At 66.3% G+C, this 21,906-nt stretch carries 16 protein-coding genes and 6 tRNA genes; 17 read left to right on the top strand and 5 right to left on the bottom strand.

The window, feature by feature from the left end; all coding sequences use genetic code 11:
* The 3 genes from lysA to ahpF form a co-directional block, all read left to right on the top strand.
* The coding region (gene lysA, locus ACK5F2_RS15165) for a diaminopimelate decarboxylase (RefSeq protein ID WP_409866017.1) at positions 1–1,160 on the top strand (1,160 nt) is incomplete at its 5' end.
* Between the two features lie 143 nt (positions 1,161–1,303).
* Positions 1,304–1,867, top strand: a complete 564-nt coding sequence (ahpC, locus tag ACK5F2_RS15160) for an alkyl hydroperoxide reductase subunit C (RefSeq protein WP_133602468.1) — start codon at positions 1,304–1,306, stop codon at positions 1,865–1,867.
* 150 nt (positions 1,868–2,017) lie between these two features.
* Positions 2,018–3,571 carry an alkyl hydroperoxide reductase subunit F gene (ahpF, locus tag ACK5F2_RS15155; protein WP_409866015.1) on the top strand — a complete coding sequence of 518 codons (1,554 nt, stop codon included), beginning with the start codon at positions 2,018–2,020 and terminating at the stop codon, positions 3,569–3,571.
* Between the two features lie 115 nt (positions 3,572–3,686).
* On the opposite strand, the gene ACK5F2_RS15150 is transcribed toward ahpF, so the two are convergent.
* Positions 3,687–4,454 carry an IclR family transcriptional regulator gene (locus ACK5F2_RS15150; RefSeq protein WP_409866013.1) on the bottom strand — a complete coding sequence of 256 codons (768 nt, stop codon included), beginning with the start codon at positions 4,452–4,454 and terminating at the stop codon, positions 3,687–3,689.
* A 116-nt stretch (positions 4,455–4,570) separates the two neighbouring features.
* On the opposite strand from ACK5F2_RS15150, the gene ACK5F2_RS15145 reads away from it, so the two are divergent.
* The gene (locus ACK5F2_RS15145; RefSeq protein ID WP_409866011.1) at positions 4,571–5,638 is read left to right on the top strand and encodes a TIGR03790 family protein; all 1,068 of its coding nucleotides are present in this window, start codon (positions 4,571–4,573) and stop codon (positions 5,636–5,638) included.
* On the opposite strand, the gene hpnE is transcribed toward ACK5F2_RS15145, so the two are convergent.
* The 3 genes from hpnE to hpnC all read right to left on the bottom strand — a co-directional run bounded on the left by hpnE (position 5,617) and on the right by hpnC (position 8,673).
* Complete coding sequence (gene hpnE, locus ACK5F2_RS15140) at positions 5,617–6,888, bottom strand: hydroxysqualene dehydroxylase HpnE (RefSeq protein ID WP_409866009.1); 1,272 nt, start codon at positions 6,886–6,888, stop codon at positions 5,617–5,619. The genes ACK5F2_RS15145 and hpnE overlap by 22 nt on opposite strands.
* Before the next feature lie 88 nt (positions 6,889–6,976).
* Positions 6,977–7,825, bottom strand: a complete 849-nt coding sequence (gene hpnD / locus ACK5F2_RS15135) for a presqualene diphosphate synthase HpnD (RefSeq protein WP_409866007.1) — start codon at positions 7,823–7,825, stop codon at positions 6,977–6,979.
* The gene (gene hpnC / locus ACK5F2_RS15130) at positions 7,822–8,673 is read right to left on the bottom strand and encodes a squalene synthase HpnC (protein WP_409866005.1); all 852 of its coding nucleotides are present in this window, start codon (positions 8,671–8,673) and stop codon (positions 7,822–7,824) included. Before hpnC ends, hpnD begins: the two co-directional genes overlap by 4 nt.
* A gap of 244 nt (positions 8,674–8,917) precedes the next feature.
* Between hpnC and ACK5F2_RS15125 the strand changes: the two genes are divergently transcribed.
* The 13 genes from ACK5F2_RS15125 to ACK5F2_RS15065 all read left to right on the top strand — a co-directional run bounded on the left by ACK5F2_RS15125 (position 8,918) and on the right by ACK5F2_RS15065 (position 21,436).
* Entirely contained in the window at positions 8,918–9,946 is a 1,029-nt protein-coding gene (locus ACK5F2_RS15125) for an efflux RND transporter periplasmic adaptor subunit (RefSeq protein ID WP_409866003.1), read from the top strand.
* Between the two features lie 13 nt (positions 9,947–9,959).
* The gene (locus ACK5F2_RS15120) at positions 9,960–13,100 is read left to right on the top strand and encodes an efflux RND transporter permease subunit (protein ID WP_409866001.1); all 3,141 of its coding nucleotides are present in this window, start codon (positions 9,960–9,962) and stop codon (positions 13,098–13,100) included.
* A 163-nt stretch (positions 13,101–13,263) separates the two neighbouring features.
* Positions 13,264–13,350, top strand: a tRNA-Leu gene (locus ACK5F2_RS15115).
* A gap of 24 nt (positions 13,351–13,374) precedes the next feature.
* Entirely contained in the window at positions 13,375–14,688 is a 1,314-nt protein-coding gene (gene tig, locus ACK5F2_RS15110; protein ID WP_409865999.1) for a trigger factor, read from the top strand.
* A 121-nt stretch (positions 14,689–14,809) separates the two neighbouring features.
* Positions 14,810–15,418 (top strand): ATP-dependent Clp endopeptidase proteolytic subunit ClpP, encoded by a 609-nt coding sequence (gene clpP / locus ACK5F2_RS15105; protein ID WP_133602476.1) that lies wholly within the window; start codon positions 14,810–14,812, stop codon positions 15,416–15,418.
* Positions 15,419–15,533: 115 nt separating this feature from the next.
* On the top strand, positions 15,534–16,808 hold the full coding sequence (clpX, locus tag ACK5F2_RS15100; protein ID WP_133602477.1) for an ATP-dependent Clp protease ATP-binding subunit ClpX: 1,275 nt from the start codon (positions 15,534–15,536) through the stop codon (positions 16,806–16,808).
* Positions 16,809–16,895: 87 nt separating this feature from the next.
* Positions 16,896–19,322, top strand: a complete 2,427-nt coding sequence (lon, locus tag ACK5F2_RS15095; RefSeq protein ID WP_409865996.1) for an endopeptidase La — start codon at positions 16,896–16,898, stop codon at positions 19,320–19,322.
* Positions 19,323–19,488: 166 nt separating this feature from the next.
* Positions 19,489–19,564 (top strand) — tRNA-Gly (locus ACK5F2_RS15090).
* Positions 19,565–19,645: 81 nt separating this feature from the next.
* Positions 19,646–19,719, top strand: a tRNA-Cys gene (locus tag ACK5F2_RS15085).
* 10 nt (positions 19,720–19,729) lie between these two features.
* Positions 19,730–19,805, top strand: a tRNA-Gly gene (locus tag ACK5F2_RS15080).
* A gap of 46 nt (positions 19,806–19,851) precedes the next feature.
* A tRNA-Gly gene (locus tag ACK5F2_RS15075) sits at positions 19,852–19,927 on the top strand.
* A gap of 79 nt (positions 19,928–20,006) precedes the next feature.
* Positions 20,007–20,095: transfer RNA gene (locus ACK5F2_RS15070), tRNA-Leu, on the top strand.
* Between the two features lie 42 nt (positions 20,096–20,137).
* The gene (locus ACK5F2_RS15065) at positions 20,138–21,436 is read left to right on the top strand and encodes an MFS transporter (protein ID WP_409866018.1); all 1,299 of its coding nucleotides are present in this window, start codon (positions 20,138–20,140) and stop codon (positions 21,434–21,436) included.
* A gap of 15 nt (positions 21,437–21,451) precedes the next feature.
* Here the strand turns inward: ACK5F2_RS15065 and ACK5F2_RS15060 are convergent.
* Positions 21,452–21,906 (bottom strand): glutamate racemase (locus tag ACK5F2_RS15060; RefSeq protein WP_409865993.1); only part of this gene is annotated, 455 nt, incomplete at its 5' end.

The raw sequence follows: 21,906 nt of genomic DNA, 5'->3' as shown, positions 1-21,906 counted from the left end.
GCCGCATCGCGGCGCTCCAGGTCTTTGACACCATCCGCTTCGCGCAGAAGGCCTGTTCCAACATCCATATCCTCAAGCTGATGCGCGAGCAGGGCGTCAAGGTGGATGCGGTCTCGCGCGGCGAGATCCTGCGCGCCCTGGCCGCCGGCTATCGCGCCGGGGCGGATGGCGAGATCGTCTTCACCGCCGACCTGCTGGACCGCGAGACCCTGGCCACCGTGGCCGAGCACCGCGTGCCGGTGAACGCCGGCTCCATCGACATGCTGGGCCAGCTGGCCGCGGTCTCGCCCGGCCATCCGGTCTGGCTGCGCATCAATCCGGGCTTCGGCCATGGCCACAGCAACAAGACCAATACCGGCGGCGAGCACAGCAAGCATGGCATCTGGCACAGCGAGCTGGGCGCCGCGCTGGACGTGATCCGCGCCCAGGGCCTCAAGCTGGTTGGCCTGCACATGCACATCGGCTCGGGCGTGGACTACGGCCATCTGGCGCAGGTCTGCGGTGCCATGGTGGACCTGGTGCGCCAAGCCAAGGAGTCCGGCCATGATCTGCAGGCCATCTCGGCCGGGGGCGGGCTTTCCATTCCCTACCGCGAGGGCGGGGCGGTGATCGACACGGCCCATTACTTCGGCCTCTGGGATGCGGCCCGCAAGCAGGCCGAGGCCCTGCTGGGCCATGGTCTGCACCTAGAGATCGAGCCGGGCCGCTTCCTGGTGGCCGAGGCCGGCTTGCTGCTGGCCGAGGTGCGCGCCACCAAGAACGCGGGCGCCAACCATTTCGTGCTGGTGGATGCCGGCTTCAACGAGCTGATGCGCCCCGCCATGTACGGCGCCTTCCACGTCATGGAGATCCTGCCGCGCGACGGTGTGGCGCGCCCCCAGCGGCCCAGCGTGGTGGCCGGGCCGCTGTGCGAGTCGGGCGATGTCTTCACCCAGGAGGACGGCGGTGTGGTGGTGCCGCGCGCGCTGGCCGAGGCGCGGGTAGGCGATCTGCTGCTGATCCATGACACCGGGGCCTATGGCGCCTCCATGTCCAGCAACTACAACAGCCGGCCCCTGATCGCCGAGGTGCTGGTGGAGGGCGACGACCCCGCCTCGGCGCGTTTGATCCGCCGCCGCCAGACGGTGGAGGAGCTGCTGGCCCTGGAGACCGGGCTCTGAGACCGATCCCATTGAGGAAATCGCTTGCTTACGCCTTGCTCAATAGGCGCAGGCAATTGGGGTGATTTGATTAAACAACCCTGTGGGGGATGGGCCATCGATATGATTCAGCCCATTCTTTCAACCCACAGCGGAGTGCATACATGTCCCTGATCAACACCCAAGTCCAGCCCTTCAAGGCCCAAGCCTTCCACAACGGCAAGTTCATCGAGGTGACCGAGCAGTCCCTGAAGGGCAAGTGGTCCGTGCTGATCTTCATGCCGGCCGCCTTCACCTTCAACTGCCCCACCGAAGTGGAAGACGCCGCCGAGCACTACGCCGAGTTCCAGAAGGCCGACACCGAGGTCTACATCGTCACCACCGACACGCACTTCTCGCACAAGGTGTGGCACGAGACCAGCCCGGCCGTGGGCAAGGCCAAGTTCCCCCTGGTCGGTGACCCGACCCACGCCCTGACCAACGCCTTCGGCGTGCACATCCCGGAAGAAGGCCTGGCCCTGCGCGGCACCTTCGTGATCAACCCGGAAGGCGTGATCAAGACCGCCGAGATCCACTCCAACGAGATCGCCCGCGACGTCAAGGAAACCCTGCGCAAGCTCAAGGCTGCCCAGTACACCGCCAAGAACCCCGGCCAGGTCTGCCCGGCCAAGTGGAATGAAGGCGCCAAGACCATCGCTCCCTCGCTGGACCTGGTCGGCAAGATCTAAGCCTCTACCAGCCCACCCCGTGTTGAGGTCCGTCCTCATCACCGCCTGCAGCATTTCCGGCGGCCCGCGTGCCGCCGGGATGCCCCTGGCCGCCTGTTCGCAAAGGAGGCCAGCTCTCAAAGTCGCTTGATACAAGAAGGAAGCATCACCATGTTGGACGACACCCTGAAGACCCAGCTCAAGGCCTACCTGGAGCGCGTCACCCTGCCGTTCGAGATCGAGGCTTCCTTGAGCGACTCTGAGAGCTCCCGCGAGCTGCAGCAACTGCTGCAGGACATCGCCGCGATGTCCGACAAGATCACGCTGAAGCTGGACGGCCAAGACGTTCGCCGCCCCTCCTTCAGCCTCAAGCGCACCGGTACCGAGCAGAGCCTGCGCTTCGCCGCCATCCCCCTGGGCCATGAGTTCACCTCCCTGGTGCTGGCCTTGCTGTGGACCGGCGGCCACCCGCCCAAGGTCGAACCCGAGCTCATCGAGCAGATCAAGAGCCTGGACGGCGACTACGCCTTCGAGGTGTATATGAGCCTGTCCTGCCACAACTGCCCGGACGTGGTGCAGGCCCTGTCCCTGATGTCGGTGCTCAATCCCAAGGTCAAGACCGTGGTGATTGACGGCGCCCTGTTCCAGGACGAGGTCAATGCCCGCGAGATCATGGCGGTGCCCTCGGTCTACCTGAACGGCCAAGTATTCGGCTCCGGCCGCATGAGCGTGGAAGAGATCGTGGCCAAGCTGGATACCGGCGCCGCCGCCCGCGATGCCGCCAAGCTCTCCGCCAAGGACGCTTTCGATGTGCTGATCGTCGGTGGCGGCCCGGCCGGCGCGGCCGCGGCGGTCTACGCCGCCCGCAAGGGCATACGCACCGGCATTGCCGCCGAGCGATTCGGCGGCCAGGTCAACGACACCCTGGCCATCGAGAACTACATCTCGGTGCTGGAGACCGATGGTCCCAAGTTCGCCATGGCCCTGGAGTCCCACGTCAAGCACTATGGCGTGGACATCATGAACCTGCAGCGCGCCGACAAGCTCACCCCCGCCAGCGAACCGGGCGGCCTGATCGAGGTACAGCTGGCCAATGGCGGCGTGCTCAAGAGCAAGACCGTGATCCTCTCCACCGGTGCGCGCTGGCGCAATGTCAATGTGCCCGGCGAGCAGGAGTACAAGAACAAGGGCGTGGCCTATTGCCCGCACTGCGACGGTCCGCTGTTCAAGGGCAAGCGCGTGGCGGTGATTGGCGGCGGCAACTCCGGCGTGGAAGCTGCCATCGACCTGGCCGGCATCGTGGCCCATGTCACGCTGCTGGAGTTCGGTGAGCAGCTGCGTGCCGACGCCGTGCTGGTCAAGAAGCTGCAAAGCCTGCCCAATGTGACCATCATCACCCAGGCCCAGACCACCGAGTTCACCGGCGAGGCCGGCAAGCTCAATGGCCTGAACTACACCGACCGTGCCAGCGGCGAGGCCAAGCGCATCGAATTGGAAGGCGTGTTCGTGCAGATCGGTCTGGTGCCCAACACCGAATGGCTCAAGGGCACGGTGGAGCTGTCCAAGTTCGGCGAGATCATCGTCAACGCCAAGGGTGAAACCTCGGTGCCCGGCGTGTTTGCCGCCGGCGACGCAACGACCGTGCCCTACAAGCAGATCGTGATTGCCGCTGGCGACGGCGCCAAGGCGGCGCTCTCCGCCTTCGACCACCTGATCCGCCACTGAGCGCCCCATGCGGCGGGCTGCCGAGCTCCGCACAGCATGAGCGGCTCGCCGAGTCACTGCCGCCCAACATCGGCAGTCAAGGAAAAGCGCCCAAGAGGCGCTTTTTCATGAGTGCTCAGCCCCGGTATCCCAAAGCCTGCGAGATCTGCGAGGCGGTTTCCTTGAGCCGGGCCAGCCAGCCTTCTTCCAGGCGGTCAGCCGGCGCCGAGATGGACAGGCCCGCCACCAGCGTGCCCTGGTCGTCGTAGATGCCGGCGGCCATGCAGCGCACGCCCAGCTCCAGCTCCTCGTCGTCGCGCGAAAGGCCGCGCTGTCGGATCAGGGCCAGCTCGCGCTCCAGGGCATGGATGTCGGTGAGGCTGTTCTTGGTGTGGCCGGCCAAGCCGGTGCGGGTGGCGTAGGCGCGCACGCGCTGCGGGTCGTCGCTGGCCAGGAAGAGCTTGCCCACCGAGGTCAGGTGCAGGGGCGCACGGCCACCCACGGCCCGCACCACCTGCATGCCCGAGCGCTCGCTGTAGGTGCGCTCGATGTAGACGATCTCGTCGCCCTGGCGCACCGAAAGATTGACCGGTTGATGGGTGAACTTGTGCAGCTCGCGCATGGGCGAGAGCGCCGCATCGCGCACATCCAGGCGGGCCTTGACCAGATTGCCCAGCTCCAGCAGGCGCATGCCCAGGCGGTAGCTGCCGGCCTCGGGGCGGTCGACGAATCGACCGATGGCCAGGTCGTTGAGAATGCGGTGCGCGGTGGAGGGGTGCAGGCCGGTGGCCTCGCTGATCTGCTTCAGTGACACGGGGTCCTGATGACTGGCCAAGACGTCCAGCAGCGCGAAGCTGCGTTCCAGCACCTGGATGGCGGGCGTTTGCCCCTCTTTGCTCTTCATGGCCCTGCTTGTGTGTTGTTTTCTTCTGCTGTCATGGCCCGGCCATATCCTGGGGTCGGCGGGCTTTCCATGGATGTTTGATTGTGCGGGATTCTGAGTCGATTTTGCATGGCGAAATGCTGCGCCGCATCATTGTGTTGTTTGCAGGGGTCTTGCTGGCGCTCTCGGCGCAGGCCCAGTCCGGCCCCGGCTGGCTGCGGGTGCCGGCGCCCCAGGGCCGTCTGGTCGCGGCCGATATCGCCCTGGTGATCAATCGCAGCGACCCTTATTCGGTGGCGGTGGGTGCGGAGTACGCGAAAAAGCGCGGCCTTGCGCCCCAGCAGCTGATCACGCTCGATGTGCCGCGTCAGGCGGTGCTGAGCCCGGCCGAGTTCGAGGCCTTCAAGAGCCAGCTGGACGAGCGCCTGAGCCCCCAGGTGCAGGCCCTGGTGCTGGCCTGGAGCCAGCCCTATGCCGTGGCCTGCAATTCCATCACCGGAGCCCTGGCCCTGGGCTTCCAGCCCGAGCTGTGCAAGAACAGCTGCGCGGCCTCCAAGCCCTCGCCCTATCCGGCCTATACGGGGCACAAGCCCTTCAGCGATCTGGGCCTGCGCCCGGCCATGCTGCTGGCGGCACGCTCGGTGGAGAGCGCCAAGGCCCTGATCGAGCGCGGCGTGGCGGCCGACCGCTCCCTGCTCGAACGCGGCACGCCGCCGGTGCAGGCCGTGTTTGCCGCCACCGAGGACAAGGCCCGCAATGTGCGCGAGCCCCTGTTCCCGCCCGAGAGCCGGCTCTGGGCCTACGGCCTGCAGACCCGGCGCGTGGCCCAGGCGGCCCTGCCCGAGCTCAGTGAGGTGCTGCTCTACCAGACCGGGCTGGCGCGGGTGGAGGGACTGGAGCGCATGCCCTTCATCCCCGGCGCCCTGGCCGATCACCTGACCTCGCTGGCCGGCCAGTTGGAGCGCAGCAGCGGCCCACAGATGAGCGCACTGGACTGGATCGAGGCGGGCGCCACGGCCAGCCATGGCGCGGTGAGCGAGCCCTGCAACCATCTGCAGAAGTTTCCGCATCCGCAACTGCTGCTGCTGAGCTATCTGCAGGGGCAGAGTGCGCTGGAAGCCGATTGGCGCAGCGTGCTGTGGCCGGGTCAGAGCGTGTTCGTGGGCGAGCCGCTGGCGGCACCCTATGGCCGCAGCGGGCCCTGAGCGCCCAGTACCGCCTGCGCGGCGGCGCGGCCCGAGCGCACCGCGCCCTCCAGCGTGGCGGGGTAGGGGCCGTCCACATAGTCGCCCGCGGCCCAGATGCCCGGGGCCACGGCCGCTGCTGGGCGCTGCAGGCCCGGGGTGCAGGCAAAGGTGGCGCGCTTCTCGGCCAGGCAGCGCAGCAGGGTGGGCGGGCTGCGCCAGGTCAGCGCCGCCTGGGCCTGGGCCAGCACGGCCGCCGCGGTAGCGTCCAGGCCTCGCTCCACCCAGGGCGCAGCGCCGCTGATCACGAAGGCAAAGCGTCCGGGCGCATGGCCCAGCTGGCCCAGGTCAAACGCGAACTGGGCGGGCTGCTCCGCGTTCTCGTGCAGGGCCACCATGGGCGCGGGCAGGGCGCTGCCGGGGCTCTCCAGATAGACCGTCACGATGGGCTCGAAGCGCAGGGCCGCGGCCCGCGCTGCCCAGTCCGGCGCCAGCGGTGTGACCAGGCGGGCCGCCTCGCTGGCGCTACAGGCCAGGATCACGGCATCAAAGGCTTCGCCGTCCAGGCGCGGGCCCGGCTCCAGCCGGCTGATGCGGCGTTGCCAATGCAGCGCAGCATCGCGTGCCTCCAGCCAGGCGGCGGCCGGCTCGGCCAGCAGCTCGCTCAAGGGGCGGCGCGGCAGCAGCAGATCGGCCGAGCCCGGGCCGCTGAAAAGGGCGTCGCGCAGCACGCGCAGAAAGACCTGGGCGCTGGCCTCGCGGGCCGGGGTGTTGAGCGCGGCCACGCACAGGGGATCGATCAGCTCCTGGCGCACGGCGGCGGGCAAGGCCTGGCACAGCGCGTCCACGCTCAGGCGCGGGTCGCAGTCAAAGCCGCTCAGGGCCCAGCCCAGGCTGGCGCGCAGCAGGCCCAGGCGGGCGCGCCAGGGCCAGGCGCCATAGCCCAGCACCGCGCGCGCAAAGGCCGGCAGGGGCGGGCCGGGCGGCAGGCGCAGGCCCTCGTGCTGCGGGTAGCGCAGGCGCAGGGGCAGGCGCAGCAGCAGCTCGTCGGGCCGGGCACCCACCTGGCGCATCAGGTCCAGGCTCTCGCGGTAGGCGCCGATCAGGATGTGCTGGCCGTTGTCCAGGCGCGGTTCCGCGCCGTCCAGGCTGCGGGCGCGGCCACCGGGCCGGGCTGCCATCTCGAAGAGGCTGACCTGCTGCCCAGCCTGGCTGAGGGTGACGGCCGCGGCCAGACCGGCCCAGCCCCCCCCGACAACAGCAATCTTCATGACCGAGCGGCCGCCGCAGAACCGGCTCTGCCGGGCTGCCGGCGGTGCCCCCTTGAGGGGGCCGGCGCAGCCGGTAGGGGGGGAGCCATCACCTGCCTCGCCAATTGGTCTTCATCGCGATCCAGAGCTTGCGCAGCGGGGTCAGCGAGATGCGCTGCTGCAGCACCTGGAAGTCCTCGGCCTCGATCTCGCGCAGCAGGGCGCGGTAGATATTGGCCATCATCAGCCCGGGCTTCTGGGCGCGGCGATCGGCCTCGGGCAGCAGGGCCAGGGCCTCGTCGTAGAGGGCGTGGGCGCGCGCGGCCTGGAACTGCATCAGGGCCGTGAAGCGCTCGCTATAGCCCCAGGGCTTGTCGCGCTTGAGGATCTCGTGGGCCTTGACGTCGAACTGCTGCAGCTCGGAGACCGGCAGGTAGATGCGGCCGCGCCGGGCGTCGTCGCCCACGTCACGGATGATGTTGGTGAGCTGCATGGCCAGGCCCAGCTTGTGGGCGTAGGCCACGGTCAGGGCGTCTGTGCGGCCGAAGATGCCCGAGGCCACCTCGCCCACCACGCCCGCCACCAGATGGCAGTAGCGCTGCAGGCCGGGGTAGTCCAGGTAGCGAGTCTGGTCCAGGTCCATCTGGCAGCCCTCGATCACCGCATTCAGATGCTCGGTGCGGATGTCATAGTCCGCCACATGGGGCATCAGGGCCTTCATCACCGGGTGCTGGGGCTGGCCCGCAAAGGCATTGGCCACCTCCTTGCGCCACCAGGCCAGCTTGGTGGCGGCCACGCCGGGGTCCTGGATCTCGTCCACCACATCGTCCACCTCGCGGCAGAAGGCGTAGAAGGCAGTGATGGCCGCGCGCCGGGGCGGCGGCAGGAAGAGGAAGGCGTAGTAGAAGCTGGAACCGCTCTTGGCCGCCTTGTCCTGAACGTATTGCTCGGGCGTCACGCCTGGCCCTCCGCGGCGCGCATGCGCAGGCTGCCCGTCAGCATGGGCGGCAGGTCCAGGGCGGTGATGCGGGGGCGGTGAGTGAGGCTGGCGTGATCCATCCGGCGGATTTTCTCAAGAATGCGCAGGCCGCCTTGTACCACCAGACGCAGCTCCCAGCCCGCACGCCCCGGGATGCGGTGCACCAGGGGCGCGCCTTCCAGCATCAGGGCGCGGGCCCAGTCGCAGAGCTCGCGGATCAGCGCGCGCGCGGCCGGGCCGTCGCGCCCGGCCAGCAGGTCTTCGGCGCTCAGGCCGTGGCGGGCCAGATCGTCGGCTGGCGCATAGACGCGGCCGCGCGGCAGGTCGCGGCTGAAGTCCTGCCAGAAATTGATCAGCTGCAGGCTGCTGCAGATGGCGTCGGAGTGGCGCAGCGAGGCGGCGTCATGGATGCCGTAAAGGTGCAGCAACAGGCGGCCCACCGGATTGGCCGAGCGGCGGCAGTAGTCCAGCAGCTCGGCGCGGTCGGCGTAGCGATGCTTGACCAGATCCTGCTCGAAGGCGTCCAGCAGGGCCTCCAGCAAGGGCAGGGGCAGGCGGTGGCGTGCGATCACCGGCCCCAGGGCGGCAAAGACCGGCCGCAGCCAGCGCGGGGAGGGCGCCGCCCCCGCGGCCACGGCATGAAGGTCGGCGCGGTAGGCGCGCAGCGCGGCCAGGCGCTGCTCGGGGCTGTCATCGCCCTCGTCGGCCAGGTCGTCGGCGCAGCGGGCGAAGTGGTAGATCGCCACCACAGCGGGGCGTAGCGTTGGCGGACACAGCCAGGACGCTACCGGGAAGTTCTCGTAGTGCTCTATGCTCACGCGGAGCATTGTCCCCGGCTTTGCCGGGCCCAAGGCAGTGAGTTCAGCTGTTTGACAGCAGCATGCTCGGCCCATACATTACTGACCGGTTAGTCAGTTGCAGAGTCCAGGCTCGGCTGGGCTCAGCCTTTCATTGAGGTTGTCCATGCCCCATGTTCTGAGGTCGGCTCGTGCCGGCGCTTGCCAGGCTTTGAGCGTTTCGCTGCTCCTGATGTTGCTTGGCTGCGGTAGGCAGTCCGCTCCCCCCGAGCCCGTGCGGGCGGTGCGTACCCAGGTGGTGATGCAGGAGAGCTCCGGACCGGTGCTCGAGTACGCGGCTGAATTGAGGGCTCGAACCGAGTCGCGCCTGGCCTTTCGCGTGGGCGGCAAGCTGCAGGAGCGCCGTGTCAGTTTGGGTGATGTGGTGAAGCCCGGGCAGGTGCTGGCGCGGCTGGATGCGCAGGACCTGATGTTGGCCCAGGAGGCCGCCCGTGCCGCGATGAATGCCGCGCGGGTCAATCGCGATCAGGCCGGGGCCGATTACAAGCGCTTCATCGATCTGCATCAGCAGGGCTTTATCAGTGCCGCCGAACTTGAGCGCCGTGATGCGGTCTTCAAGGCCGCCCAGGCGCAGCTGGACCAGGCCAAGGCGCAGGCCACCGTGCAGAGCAATCAGTCGGACTACGCTCAGCTGCGTGCGGATGCCGCGGGTGTGATCACCGGCGTTCTGGCTGAACCGGGCATGGTGGTCGGGGCGGGGGCGCCTGTCTTGCAGCTGGCGCATGATGGCCCTCGGGATGTCGTGTTCTCGGTGCCGGAACAGATGGTCGGTCGGCTGCGCGAGGCAGCTGGGCGGCCCGGCGCGCTGAGCGTACGCCTGTGGGGTGGTGAGCAGCTTGCGCAATCGATTCAGCTGCGCGAGGTTTCGGCAGCGGCCGATCCTGCGACGCGGACCTTTCTCGTGAAAGCCGATGCCGGCAAGCTCGACGCCCGCCTGGGGCAGACGGCCACGGTGCGACTGGAACTGCCCAAGCAGCACAACTTCATCAAGCTACCCCTCAGTGCGGTGCTGGAGCAGCAGGGCAAGACCTCGGTCTGGGTGCTCGATGCCAAGAGCATGACGGTCAGGCTGCAAGCCATACGGCTGCAGGGGGCGGAGGGAAACGAGGTGCTTGTTGCCGAGGGCTTGAGTCCGGGTCAGGAGGTTGTGACGGCCGGTGTGCATGTGCTGACACCGGGGCAGAAGGTCGCGCGCTATGCCGCACCCGCGGCGGCACCGGCGGCACCGGCGGCTTCGCGCTAACTGGGGACGTCGCATGAACGCTTCCCCCAACACGCCCTTGGCCTCCTCGCGCTTCAATATCTCGCGCTGGGCCCTGGAACACCCCGCCCTGACGCGCTACCTGATGGTGGTGCTGATGGTGATGGGCTTTGCCGCCTACTTTCAGCTGGGGCAGGACGAAGATCCGCCGTTCACATTCCGCGTGATGGTGATTCAGGCTTTCTGGCCTGGGGCCACCGCGCAGCAGGTGGCGGAGCAGGTCACCGACAAAATTGAGCGCGCCCTGCAGGAGGTGCCGCATGCCGACAAGGTGCGCAGCTTTGCCAAGCCGGGCGAGTCCCTGACGGTCTTCATCCTCAAGGAGACAACCCCGCCCGACGAGGTCGCCGGCACCTGGTACTTGGTCCGCAAGAAGGTGGGCGATATGCGGTATCGCCTGCCTCAGGGCGTTGTCGGCCCCATCTTCAATGACGAGTTCGGTGACGTTTACGGCTCCATCCTGGCCTTGTCCGCCGATGGATTCAGCCCCGAAGAGTTGAGGGAGCATGCGGAGCGGGTGCGCTCGCGTCTGCTCAAGGTTCAGGATGTGGCCAAGGTGGAGCTGTTCGGCGTTCAGGCCGAAAAGCTCTATGTGGAGGTTTCGCAGAAGCGGCTGGCCGAACTGGGCCTGGACTTCAGCCAGATCATCGCCCAGCTCTCGGCGCAGAACGCCGTGGAAGGCGCCGGTGTGCTGAATGCGGGTAGCGGCAATATTCAGCTGCGCGTGGGCGGTCAGTTTGACTCCGTCGCCGCCCTCAAGGAATTGTCCATACGTGCGGTCAACCCGGCGACGGGGCAGGCCAGCAGTCTGCGGCTGGCGGACATTGCCGAGGTGAAGCGGGGCTATGCCGATCCGCCCGGCGTGACGGTGCGGCATCAGGGCAAGGATGTGGTGGCCCTGGGCATCTCCATGGCCAAGGGTGGGGACATCATTGCGCTGGGCAAGTCTCTGCAAAAGGCGGCCGCCGAGGTCCGCCGAACTCTGCCGGCCGGCATTGAGCTGGCTCAGATCCAGGACCAGCCTCTGGCGGTGACGCGCTCGGTCAATGAGTTCGTGAAGGTGCTGATCGAGGCGGTCGTGATCGTGCTGGCGGTCAGCTTCATTTCCTTGGGGCTGCACACCCGGCCCCTGCGCATCGACATCTGGCCGGGTCTGGTGGTGGCCATCACCATTCCCCTGGTGCTGGCCATCACCTTCGTGACCATGTTCTATTGGGGTGTGGGTCTGCACAAGATCTCCCTGGGCTCGCTGATCATTGCCCTGGGCCTGCTGGTGGACGACGCCATCATTGCGGTGGAGATGATGGTGCGCAAGCTGGAGGAGGGCTACGACAAGATGCATGCGGCCACCTTCGCCTATGACGCGACCGCCATGCCCATGCTCACCGGCACCTTGATCACGGCCGTGGGCTTCCTGCCCATCGGTCTGGCCAAGTCGGCGACCGGTGAGTACACCTTCGCCATCTTCGCGGTCACGGCCGCGGCACTGATGATTTCGTGGGTGGTGTCGGTGTACTTCGTGCCCTACCTGGGCGCCTTGCTGCTGCGCACCCACCCGGCCAAAGAAGGGCAGGCGCATGAGCTGTTCGACACGCCCTTCTACAACCGTTTTCGCGCCATGGTGCGCTGGTGCGTGGAGCATCGCTGGAAGACCATCGCCGCCACGCTGCTGATCTTTGTTCTGGGCCTGCTGGGCATGAGCCGGGTGCAGCAGCAGTTCTTCCCGGACTCCAGCCGCCCCGAGATCCTGGTTGATCTGGCGCTGCCGGAAGGCAGCACCATTGAACAGACGCGCAGCGTGGCCACGCGATTCGAGGCCCGCATGATGGCCGAGCCCGGTGTGGACACGGTCAGCAGCTGGATCGGCAGCGGTGTGCCCCGTTTCTACCTGCCCCTGGATCAGGTCTTCCCGGCGTCGAACGTGAGTCAGGCCATCATCCTCCCCAAGGGCATGGCGGAGCGCGAGGCCCTGCGCAAGCGCCTGCCGGACTTGGTGGCGGCCGAGTTTCCCGAGGTTCGCGCACGCGTCAAGCTGCTCCCCAATGGGCCGCCGGTGTCCTATCCGGTGCAGTTCAGGGTCATGGGGGACAACGTTACGGAGCTGCGACGCTGGGCCGATCAGGCCAAGGAGATTCTGCGCGCCAATCCCCATATGCGTGGCGTGAATGACAACTGGAACGAGTCGGTCAAGGCTTTGCGGCTGCAGATCGATCAGGACAAGGCCCGGGCCTTGGGGGTGAGCAGCCAGAGCATTGCGCAGGCGACCCGTACCCTGCTTTCCGGCACGCCGGTGGGGCAGTACCGGGAGGGGGACAAGCTGATCGATATCGTGCTGCGCCAGCCCCTGGCCGAGCGTGAGGCCATCACCGATTTGAGCAGCGCCTATGTGCCCACGGCCAGCGGGCGCAGCATTCCGCTGACGCAGATTGCCAAGATCGACTTTGTGTGGGAGCCCGGTGTGCTCCAGCGTGAGGGACGCAGCTATGCCGTGACCGTTCAGGGCGATGTGGCCGATGGCATGCAGGGGGCGACTGTCAGTGCTCAGATCTGGCCCGCACTGGATGAGCTGCGCCAGAAGATGCCGACGGGTTACACCATCGAGGTGGCGGGGGCTGTGGAGGAGAGCAGCAAGGGGCAGGGCTCGATCGCGGCCGGCGTGCCCATCATGCTCTTCATCACCTTCACGCTGCTGATGCTGCAGCTGCAGAGCTTCTCGCGTGCCATGCTGGTCTTCCTGACCGGGCCGCTGGGCATTGCGGGTGTGGCGGCGGCCCTGCTGCTGCTGGACCGCCCCTTCGGCTTTGTGGCTCTTCTCGGGGTGATCGCCCTGATGGGCATGATCCAGCGCAACTCGGTGATCTTGATCGACCAGATCGAGCAGGACCGTTCCCGCGGTGTGCCGGCCTGGAGTGCCATTGTGGAGGCCGCAGTGCGGCGCTTCCGCCCCATTGTGCTGACGGCGGCGGCGGCGGTGCTGGCCATGATCCCGCTTTCGCGCTCCGTTTTCTGGGGGCCGATGGCCGTGGCCATCATGGGCGGCTTGATCGTGGCCACCGCCTTGACCCTGCTGGCCTTGCCGGCCATGTACGCCGCATGGTTCCGGGTTGAGCGGCCAGCTGAAGCCTCGCGCTTCTGAAATTCCGAAGGACGGGGGAGGGGCAACCCTCCCCCCGGATCGGGCATTCCGGTTTGTGGCGGGCCGAAATTTCCAGCCGCCAAGCGGCTACAATCTCCGGTTTGCCGAAATGCCACAGGGCTGAGCTGGAGCTAAAAACTCCGGGGCAGTTCTGGAACCACTCGCGCGGGTGGCGAAATTGGTAGACGCACCAGGTTTAGGTCCTGACGCCTTCACGGGCGTGCCGGTTCGAGTCCGGCCCCGCGCACCATCACTTTGATTGTCTGAGTCAACTATGGCCGTTACCGTCGAAACCCTCGAAAAGCTCGAACGCCGCATCACGCTCACGCTGGCGGCCGCTGACATCAACAGCGAAGTCGAGACCCGTCTGAAGAAGCTGGCCCGTACCGTTAAGGCCGACGGCTTCCGTCCCGGCAAGGTGCCGATGAGCGTCGTGGCCCAGCGCTACGGCTACTCGGTCCAGTACGAAGTCATGAATGACAAGCTGGGCCAGGCCTTCCAGAGCGCCGCCAACGAAGCCCAGCTTCGCGTGGCCGGCATGCCCCGCATCGCTCAGAAGGACAATGCCGCCGAAGGCGAAATGGCCTTTGACGCCACCTTCGAGGTCTACCCGGAAGTCAAGATCGGTGATCTGGCCGCGGCCGAGGTCGAGCGCGTTGCCAGCGACGTGACCGATGAAGCCATCGACAAGACCGTCGAGATCCTGCGCAAGCAGCGCCGCACCTTCGCCCAGCGTGCAGCCGCCGATGCGGCTGTTGATGGCGATCGCGTCAGCATCGACTTCGAAGGCAAGATCGATGGCGAGCCCTTCGCCGGCGGCAAGGCTGATGGTTTCCAGTTCATCCTGGGCGAAGGCCAGATGCTGGAAGCCTTTGAGAAGGCCGTGCGCGGCATGAAGGCCGGCGAGAGCAAGACCTTCCCCCTGGCCTTCCCCGAGGACTACCACGGCAAGGATGTGGCCGGCAAGGAAGCCGACTTCCTGGTGACCCTCAAGAAGATCGAGGCTCAGCACCTGCCCGAGGTCAATGAAGCCTTCGCCAAGAGCCTGGGCATCAAGGAAGGCACCGTCGAAGCCCTGCGCGCCGACATCAAGAAGAACCTGGAGCGTGAGGTCAAGTTCCGCGTGCTGGCCCGCAACAAGGCTGCCGTGATGGACGCCCTGGTGGCCGCCGCTGAGCTGGACATCCCCAATGCCCTGGTGGCCGGGGAAACCGAGCGCATGGTCGCCGCCGCCCGCGAAGACCTGAAGAAGCGCGGCATCAAGGACGCCGACAAGGCTCCGATCCCCGAGGAGCTGTTCAAGCCCCAGGCCGAGAAGCGCGTGCGCCTGGGTCTGGTCGTCGCCGAGCTGGTGCGTGCCAACAATCTGCAGGCCAAGCCCGAGCAGCTGCAGGCTCATATCGAAGAGCTGTCGCAGAGCTACGAGAAGCCGGCCGAGGTGGTGCGCTGGTACCTGAGCGACCGCGAGCGTCTGGCCGAGGTCGAGGCTGTGGTGATCGAGAACAACGTCACCGAGTTCGTGCTGGGCAAGGCCAAGATTTCCGAGAAGGCGCTGCCCTTCGATGAGCTGATGGCCACGGCCGGCTGATCCTGCGGATCCTGCTGCCGGACAGAAGGCGCCGCGCCGCGAGGCCGGCGCCTTTTTCCTTGGCGGCGAGGGGCACCGCCAAGACGACATAATCGAGCTTCACAAGTGCATTGAGGAACTCATGAGCGCGCTGGAAACAAGCAATCTGGGCATGGTGCCCATCGTCATTGAACAGTCGGGCCGCGGCGAGCGCGCCTACGACATCTACAGCCGCCTGCTGCGCGAGCGCATCATCTTCCTCGTCGGCCCGGTGAACGATGCCGTGGCCAATCTGGTGGTCGCGCAGATGCTGTTCCTGGAGAGCGAGAACCCCGACAAGGACATCTCGCTCTACATCAACTCCCCCGGCGGCAGCGTCTCGGCCGGTATGTCGATCTTCGACACCATGAACTTCATCAAGCCGGACGTGTCCACCCTGTGCATGGGCATGGCGGCCAGCATGGGCGCCTTCCTGCTGTCGGCCGGCACCAAGGGCAAGCGTTTTGCCTTGCCCAATAGCAAGATCATGATCCACCAGCCCCTGGGTGGTGCCCAGGGTCAGGCCACGGACATTGAGATCCATGCCCGCGAGATTCTCAAGACCCGCGACCAGCTCAACCGCATCCTGGCCGAGCGCACCGGCCAGAGCCTGGAGAAGATCCAGGCCGATACCGAGCGCGACTACTTCATGTCGGCCGACGAGGCCCAGAGCTACGGGCTGGTGGACCAGGTGGTCACCCAGCGCGGCTGAAGCCCTTTCTCGCCGTTAAAGAACGCCGAACCGGGGCCTTTTTGCGCCAAGGCCCCGGGCGGCGTTTGAACTATCATCATCCTCAGGCATACGCCCGAACCCTTTAAGCAGATCCATGGCCGAGAAAAAAGGCAACTCCAGCGAAAAAGTCCTGTACTGCTCCTTCTGCGGCAAGAGCCAGCATGAGGTGAAGAAGCTCATTGCCGGCCCGTCCGTGTTCATCTGCGATGAGTGCATCGAGCTGTGCAACGACATCATTCGCGATGAGGTGCCGGCCGACGCGCCGGCCGCGCGCGCCAGCAAGTCCGATCTGCCCGTGCCCAGCGAGATCAAGAGCAGTCTGGACAACTATGTGATCGGCCAGGACGTGGCCAAGCGCACGCTCTCGGTGGCGGTCTACAACCACTACAAGCGTCTGCGCCACATGTCCGCGGGCGGCAACAAGGAGGGCGTCGAGCTCTCCAAGAGCAATATCCTGCTGATCGGCCCCACCGGCTCCGGCAAGACCTTGCTGGCCCAGACCCTGGCCCGCCTGCTGAACGTGCCCTTCGTGATCGCCGACGCGACCACGCTGACCGAGGCCGGCTATGTGGGTGAGGATGTCGAGAACATCATCCAGAAGCTGCTGCAGAACTGCAATTACGACGTCGAGCGCGCCCAGCGCGGCATCGTCTACATCGACGAGATCGACAAGATCAGCCGCAAGGCCGACAACCCGTCGATCACCCGCGATGTGTCGGGTGAGGGCGTGCAGCAGGCCCTGCTGAAGCTGGTGGAAGGCACCATGGCCAGCGTGCCCCCGCAAGGTGGCCGCAAGCACCCCAACCAGGACTTCCTGCAGATCGACACCACCAATATCCTGTTCATCTGCGGCGGTGCCTTCGACGGCCTGGAGAAGGTGATCCAGAACCGTTCCGAGAAGTCCGGCATCGGCTTCGGCGCCACGGTCAAGAGCAAGAGCGAGCGCCGTGTTTCCGAGGTCTTCCGCGAGGTGGAGCCCGAGGATCTGATCAAGTTCGGTCTGATTCCCGAGTTGGTGGGCCGTCTGCCCGTGGTCGCCACTCTGGGTGAGCTGACCGAGGACGCCCTTGTGCAGATCCTGACCGAGCCCAAGAACGCCCTGGTAAAGCAGTATCAGCAGCTCTTCGACATGGACGGCGTGGAGCTGGAAGTGCGTCCCTCGGCCCTGGGTGCCATCGCCCGCAAGGCCCTGGCGCGCAAGACCGGTGCCCGCGGCCTGCGCTCCATCATGGAGCATGCGCTGATCGACACCATGTTCGAGCTGCCCGCCCTCGACGGCGTGGCCAAGGTGGTGCTGGACGAGCACAACATCGAAGAAGACGCCAAGCCCCTGCTGGTTTATCGCGAACAGGCCAAGGCCAGCGCCTAAGCTGTATCCATCCGACCGATCCCATCCATTCGGCGTCTTGTAATCGCCCGCTCAGGCTCCATGTGGGCCTGAGAAAGAGAGGTTTTCATGTCCGGTCATCCCGTTCTGCCTGCCGAACCCATCACCCTGCCGCTGCTGCCGCTGCGCGATGTGGTGGTGTTCCCGCATATGGTGATTCCGCTCTTCGTGGGTCGCCCCAAGTCCATCAAGGCGCTGGAGGCGGCCATGGAGGCCGGCCGCCAGATCATGCTGGTGGCCCAGAAGGCCGCCGGCAAGGATGAGCCCAAGGCCGACGATATGTTCGAGGTCGGCTGCGTCTCCAGCATCCTGCAGATGCTCAAGCTGCCCGACGGCACCGTGAAGGTGCTGGTCGAGGGCCTGCAGCGCGCCACCACCCAGACCATCACCGACGGCGAAGAGCACTTCACCGCCGAGGTGCTGCCCATCCCGCCCGAGAGCGAGACCCGTTCCGAGGTCGAGGCCCTGCGGCGCGCGGTGACCCAGCAGTTCGATCAGTACGTCAAGCTCAACAAGAAGATCCCGCCCGAGATCCTCACCAGCATCGCCGGCATCGACGATGCGGGCCGTCTGGCCGACACCATCGCCGCCCACCTGCCGCTCAAGCTCGACGCCAAGCAGTCGGTGCTGGACCTCTCCGATGTGGCCAAGCGCCTGGAGAAGCTGCTGGACCTGCTGGAGCACGAGGTCGACATCCTGCAGGTGGAAAAGCGCATCCGCGGCCGCGTCAAGCGCCAGATGGAGAAGAGCCAGCGCGAGTACTACCTGAACGAGCAGGTCAAGGCCATCCAGAAGGAGCTGGGCGACGGCGAAGAAGGCGCCGATATGGAGGAGCTGGACAAGAAGATCCAGGCCGCCCGCATGCCCAAGGAAGCGCGCAAGAAGGCCGACAGCGAGCTCAAGAAGCTCAAGCTGATGTCGCCCATGTCCGCCGAAGCCACGGTGGTGCGCAACTACATCGAGACCCTGGTCAACCTGCCCTGGAGCAAGAAGACCAAGATCAAGCACGATCTGGCCAATGCCGAGGCCGTGCTCAACGAAGATCACTACGGCCTGGACAAGGTCAAGGAACGCATCCTTGAGTACCTCGCGGTGCAGCAGCGCGTGGACAAGGTGAAGGCGCCCATCCTCTGCCTGGTGGGCCCCCCGGGCGTGGGCAAGACCTCGCTGGGCCAGAGTGTGGCGCGCGCCACCGGCCGCAAGTTCGTGCGCATGGCCCTGGGCGGCGTGCGTGACGAGGCCGAGATCCGCGGTCACCGCCGCACCTATATCGGCTCCATGCCGGGCAAGGTGTTGCAGAGTCTGACCAAGGTGGGCACCCGCAATCCGCTGTTCCTGCTCGACGAGATCGACAAGCTGGGCATGGACTTCCGCGGCGACCCGTCCTCGGCCCTGCTGGAGGTGCTGGACCCCGAGCAGAACCACACCTTTGCCGACCACTACATCGAGGTGGACTTCGACCTCAGCGATGTGATGTTCGTGGCCACCTCGAACTCGCTGAACATTCCGCCGGCCCTGCTGGACCGCATGGAAGTGATTCGCCTCTCGGGCTATACCGAGGACGAGAAAGTCAATATCGCCCAGCGCTATCTGCTGCCCAAGCAGCGCAAGAACAACGGCGTGCTGGACGAGGAGATGGAAGTCACCGAATCCGCCATCCGCGGCATGATCCGCTACTACACGCGGGAAGCCGGCGTTCGTTCGCTGGAGCGTGAGGTCTCCAAGATCTGCCGCAAGGTGGTCAAGGGCCTGCAGCTCAAGACCTACGAAGGCAAGGTCCAGGTCACCGAGGACAACCTCAACGAGTTCCTGGGCGTGCGCAAGTACGACTTCGGCCGCGCCGAGAAGAAGAACCAGGTCGGCCAGGTGGTCGGTCTGGCCTGGACCGAGGTGGGCGGCGATCTGCTGACCATCGAGGCCACGGCCATGCCGGGCAAGGGCAACATCATCCGCACCGGCTCGCTGGGCGATGTGATGAAGGAATCGGTCGAGGCCGCCCGCACCGTGGTGCGCTCGCGCGCCCGCCTGCTTGGCATCAAGGACGAGCTCTTCGAGAAGCGCGACATCCACATCCACGTGCCCGATGGCGCCACGCCCAAGGATGGTCCCAGCGCTGGCGCGGCCATGACCACCGCCTTCGTGTCCACCTTGACGGGCATCCCGGTGCGCGCCGATGTGGCCATGACCGGCGAAATCACCCTGCGCGGTGAGGTGACGGCCATCGGCGGCCTGAAGGAAAAGCTGCTGGCGGCCCACCGTGGCGGCATCAAGACCGTGCTGATCCCGGAAGAGAACGTCAAGGATCTCCAGGACATTCCCGAGAACGTCAAGAACCAGCTTGAGATCGTGCCGGTGCGCTGGATCGACCGGGTGCTGGAAGTGGCCCTGGAAGCCGCACCCCAGCCCCTGCCGGAAGAGGAGGCTGCGGCTGCCGCCCCGGTGGCCGAGGCCAAGCCGGCCGAAGCCGCCAAGACCGGCGATTCGCTCAAGCACTGAGCCCCTTGAGCGCGAGACTCTTGCTGAAAATGAGCGAAAGTCTTGCGCACCTCCAAAAAATTGGTATAGAATCTCGGCTTCAGCGCAAACGGCGCAGTAAATAAAGCAGCGACGCAAGTCAAGGCAGAGTTTGCAGCGAGCAGTGCGTTGATTGCTGAAAAGCAATGCGGGTGTAGCTCAGTTGGTAGAGCGCAACCTTGCCAAGGTTGAGGTCACGAGTTCGAGCCTCGTTACCCGCTCCAGGCATATCAATGGGAAGCCCCGGCTTCCCATTTTCATCAGACCCACCAAAGCTGATGAAGAAAACACAATTTGAGTTCTAAGGCGCGGTAGCAAAGCGGTTATGCCCCGGATTGCAAATCCGGTTAGTCCGGTTCGACTCCGGACCGCGCCTCCAAGAAATCAATGCGGGTGTAGCTCAGTTGGTAGAGCGCAACCTTGCCAAGGTTGAGGTCACGAGTTCGAGCCTCGTTACCCGCTCCATAAAAACCGGTTCGCGCCGGGTTGACGCACCAAACGTCGACGAAATGCGGGTGTAGCTCAGTTGGTAGAGCGCAACCTTGCCAAGGTTGAGGTCACGAGTTCGAGCCTCGTTACCCGCTCCAAAATCAAAGGGAAGTCTTAGGACTTCCCTTTTTCTTTGGGCGCCTCCCTGCGCAGAGATAATGCGCACGCTTCAGCGCCGCCCGGGTGGTGAAACTGGTAGACGCAGCGGACTTAAAATCCGCGGCCCTGAAAGGGGCGTAGGGGTTCGATTCCCCTCCCGGGCACCATGTCTTGCGCTGGCTTAAGCGTCCAAGAGGAGCCGCGTGGGAATGATCAGCCAGAACTTGCTCAATGAGGGCGTCAAGAAGCGCGAGGTCTTCGGCTGGTCCATGTACGACTTCGCCAACTCGGGCTACACCACGGTGGTGCTCACTGCGGTCTACAACGTCTATTTCGTGGGCGTGGTGGCCGAGGGACAGCCTCATGCCACCTTGCTCTGGACCGTGCTGATCGCGCTATCCAGCCTGATCGTGATGCTCAGCATGCCGGCCCTGGGTGCCTATGCCGACGCGCATGCGGCCAAGAAGCGCCTGCTGGCCGTCAGCACCGCAGGCTGCGTGATCTCCACCATCGGCCTGGCCCTGGCCGGGCGCGGCGAGGTCTGGCTTGCGGCCATCGCCGTGGTGCTGTCCAACACCTTCTACTCCTATGGCGAATCCCTGATCGCCGCCTTCCTGCCCGAGTTGGCGCGGCGCGAGGCCCTGGGCCGCGTGTCCGGCTGGGGCTGGGCCTTCGGCTACTGCGGCGGCATGCTGGCCCTGGGGCTGTCGCTGGCCTATGTGCTGCACGCCCAAGCCCAGGGCATCCCGGCCACCGAGTTCGTGCCCGTCACCATGCTGATCACGGCCGGCCTCTACGCCCTGGCGGCCTTGCCTACCTTTTTGCTGCTGCTCGAGCGCGCTCGAGCCCAGGCGCCGCGGCCGGCCGGCGCAGAGGAGGCCGGCGGCCTGCGCCAACTCTGGCGCAGCTGGCAGCGCGCCCAGGCCTATCCCGACTTTCTGCGTCTGCTGGCCTGCGGCACCAGCTATCAGGCCGGCATCGCGGTGGTGATCGCGCTGGCCGCGGTCTATGCGGAGCAGACCCTGGGCTTCCAGCAGGCCCAGACCATGGCCCTGGTGTTTCTGGTCAATATTGCCTCGGCCCTGGGGGCTTTTGCCTTCGGCTATTTCGAGGACCGGGTGGGCCACCAGCGCGCTCTGGCCTACACCCTGCTGGGCTGGATGCTGATGGTGCTGCTGGCCTATCTGGCCAGCACGGCCACCCTGTTCTGGGTGGCGGCGGTGATTGCCGGCCTGTGCATGGGCTCCAGCCAGAGCTGCGGCCGGGCCCTGGCGGGCAGCTTTGCGCCACCGGCCCGCCTGGCCGAGTTCTTCGGCCTGTGGACCTTTGCCACTCGTCTGGCCGCCATCATCGGCCCGCTGACCTATGGCCTGGTGACCTGGCTGACCACGGGCAACCACCGCCTGGCCATCCTGAGCACCGGCGTGTTCTTCCTGCTGGGCTGGATCATTCTGCGCGGCATCGATATGCAGCGCGGCATGGCGGCTGCGGCCCGGACGGCCGACTGAGCTCGCGGGCCGAGCTCAAAGCCCGGGCAGGGACTCCACCCGCAGGCCGGCCCAGCCCAGGGCCTCGCGCACCAGTGTCTGCAGCGGGGCGGTCTCGCCGGTGCTGGCCAGACGCAGCGCAGCTTCCGTGCCTGGTGCCGGTGCCGGCAGGCCCAGGCCGGCCCAGAGCCGCGCGGCCTGCTGGGCGACCGCGGTCTCGATATTGAGCAGGCGCACCGCCGGGCCCAGCGCGGCCTGCAGTCGGTCCTGGACCAGGGGGTAGTGGGTGCAGCCCATCAGCACCGTGTCCACCTCGGCCGCGCGCAGCGGGGCGCAGAGCTCATCCACCAGGGTCCGCAGCCGCGGGCTGTCCAGCTCGCCGCGCTCGATCAGATCGGCCAGACCCGGGCAGGGCTGGCTGATCACACGAGCCTCGCCGGCATGGCGCTGCAGCAGATCCTGGTAGCGGGCGCTGGCAATGGTGGCCGGCG

Origin of the sequence: Roseateles sp. (assembly GCF_046300915.1) — a bacterium.
Classification (GTDB): domain Bacteria; phylum Pseudomonadota; class Gammaproteobacteria; order Burkholderiales; family Burkholderiaceae_C; genus Kinneretia.
The sequence above is the reverse complement of the archived record's forward strand: the minus strand, read 5'-3'. Positions and strand labels throughout refer to the sequence as shown.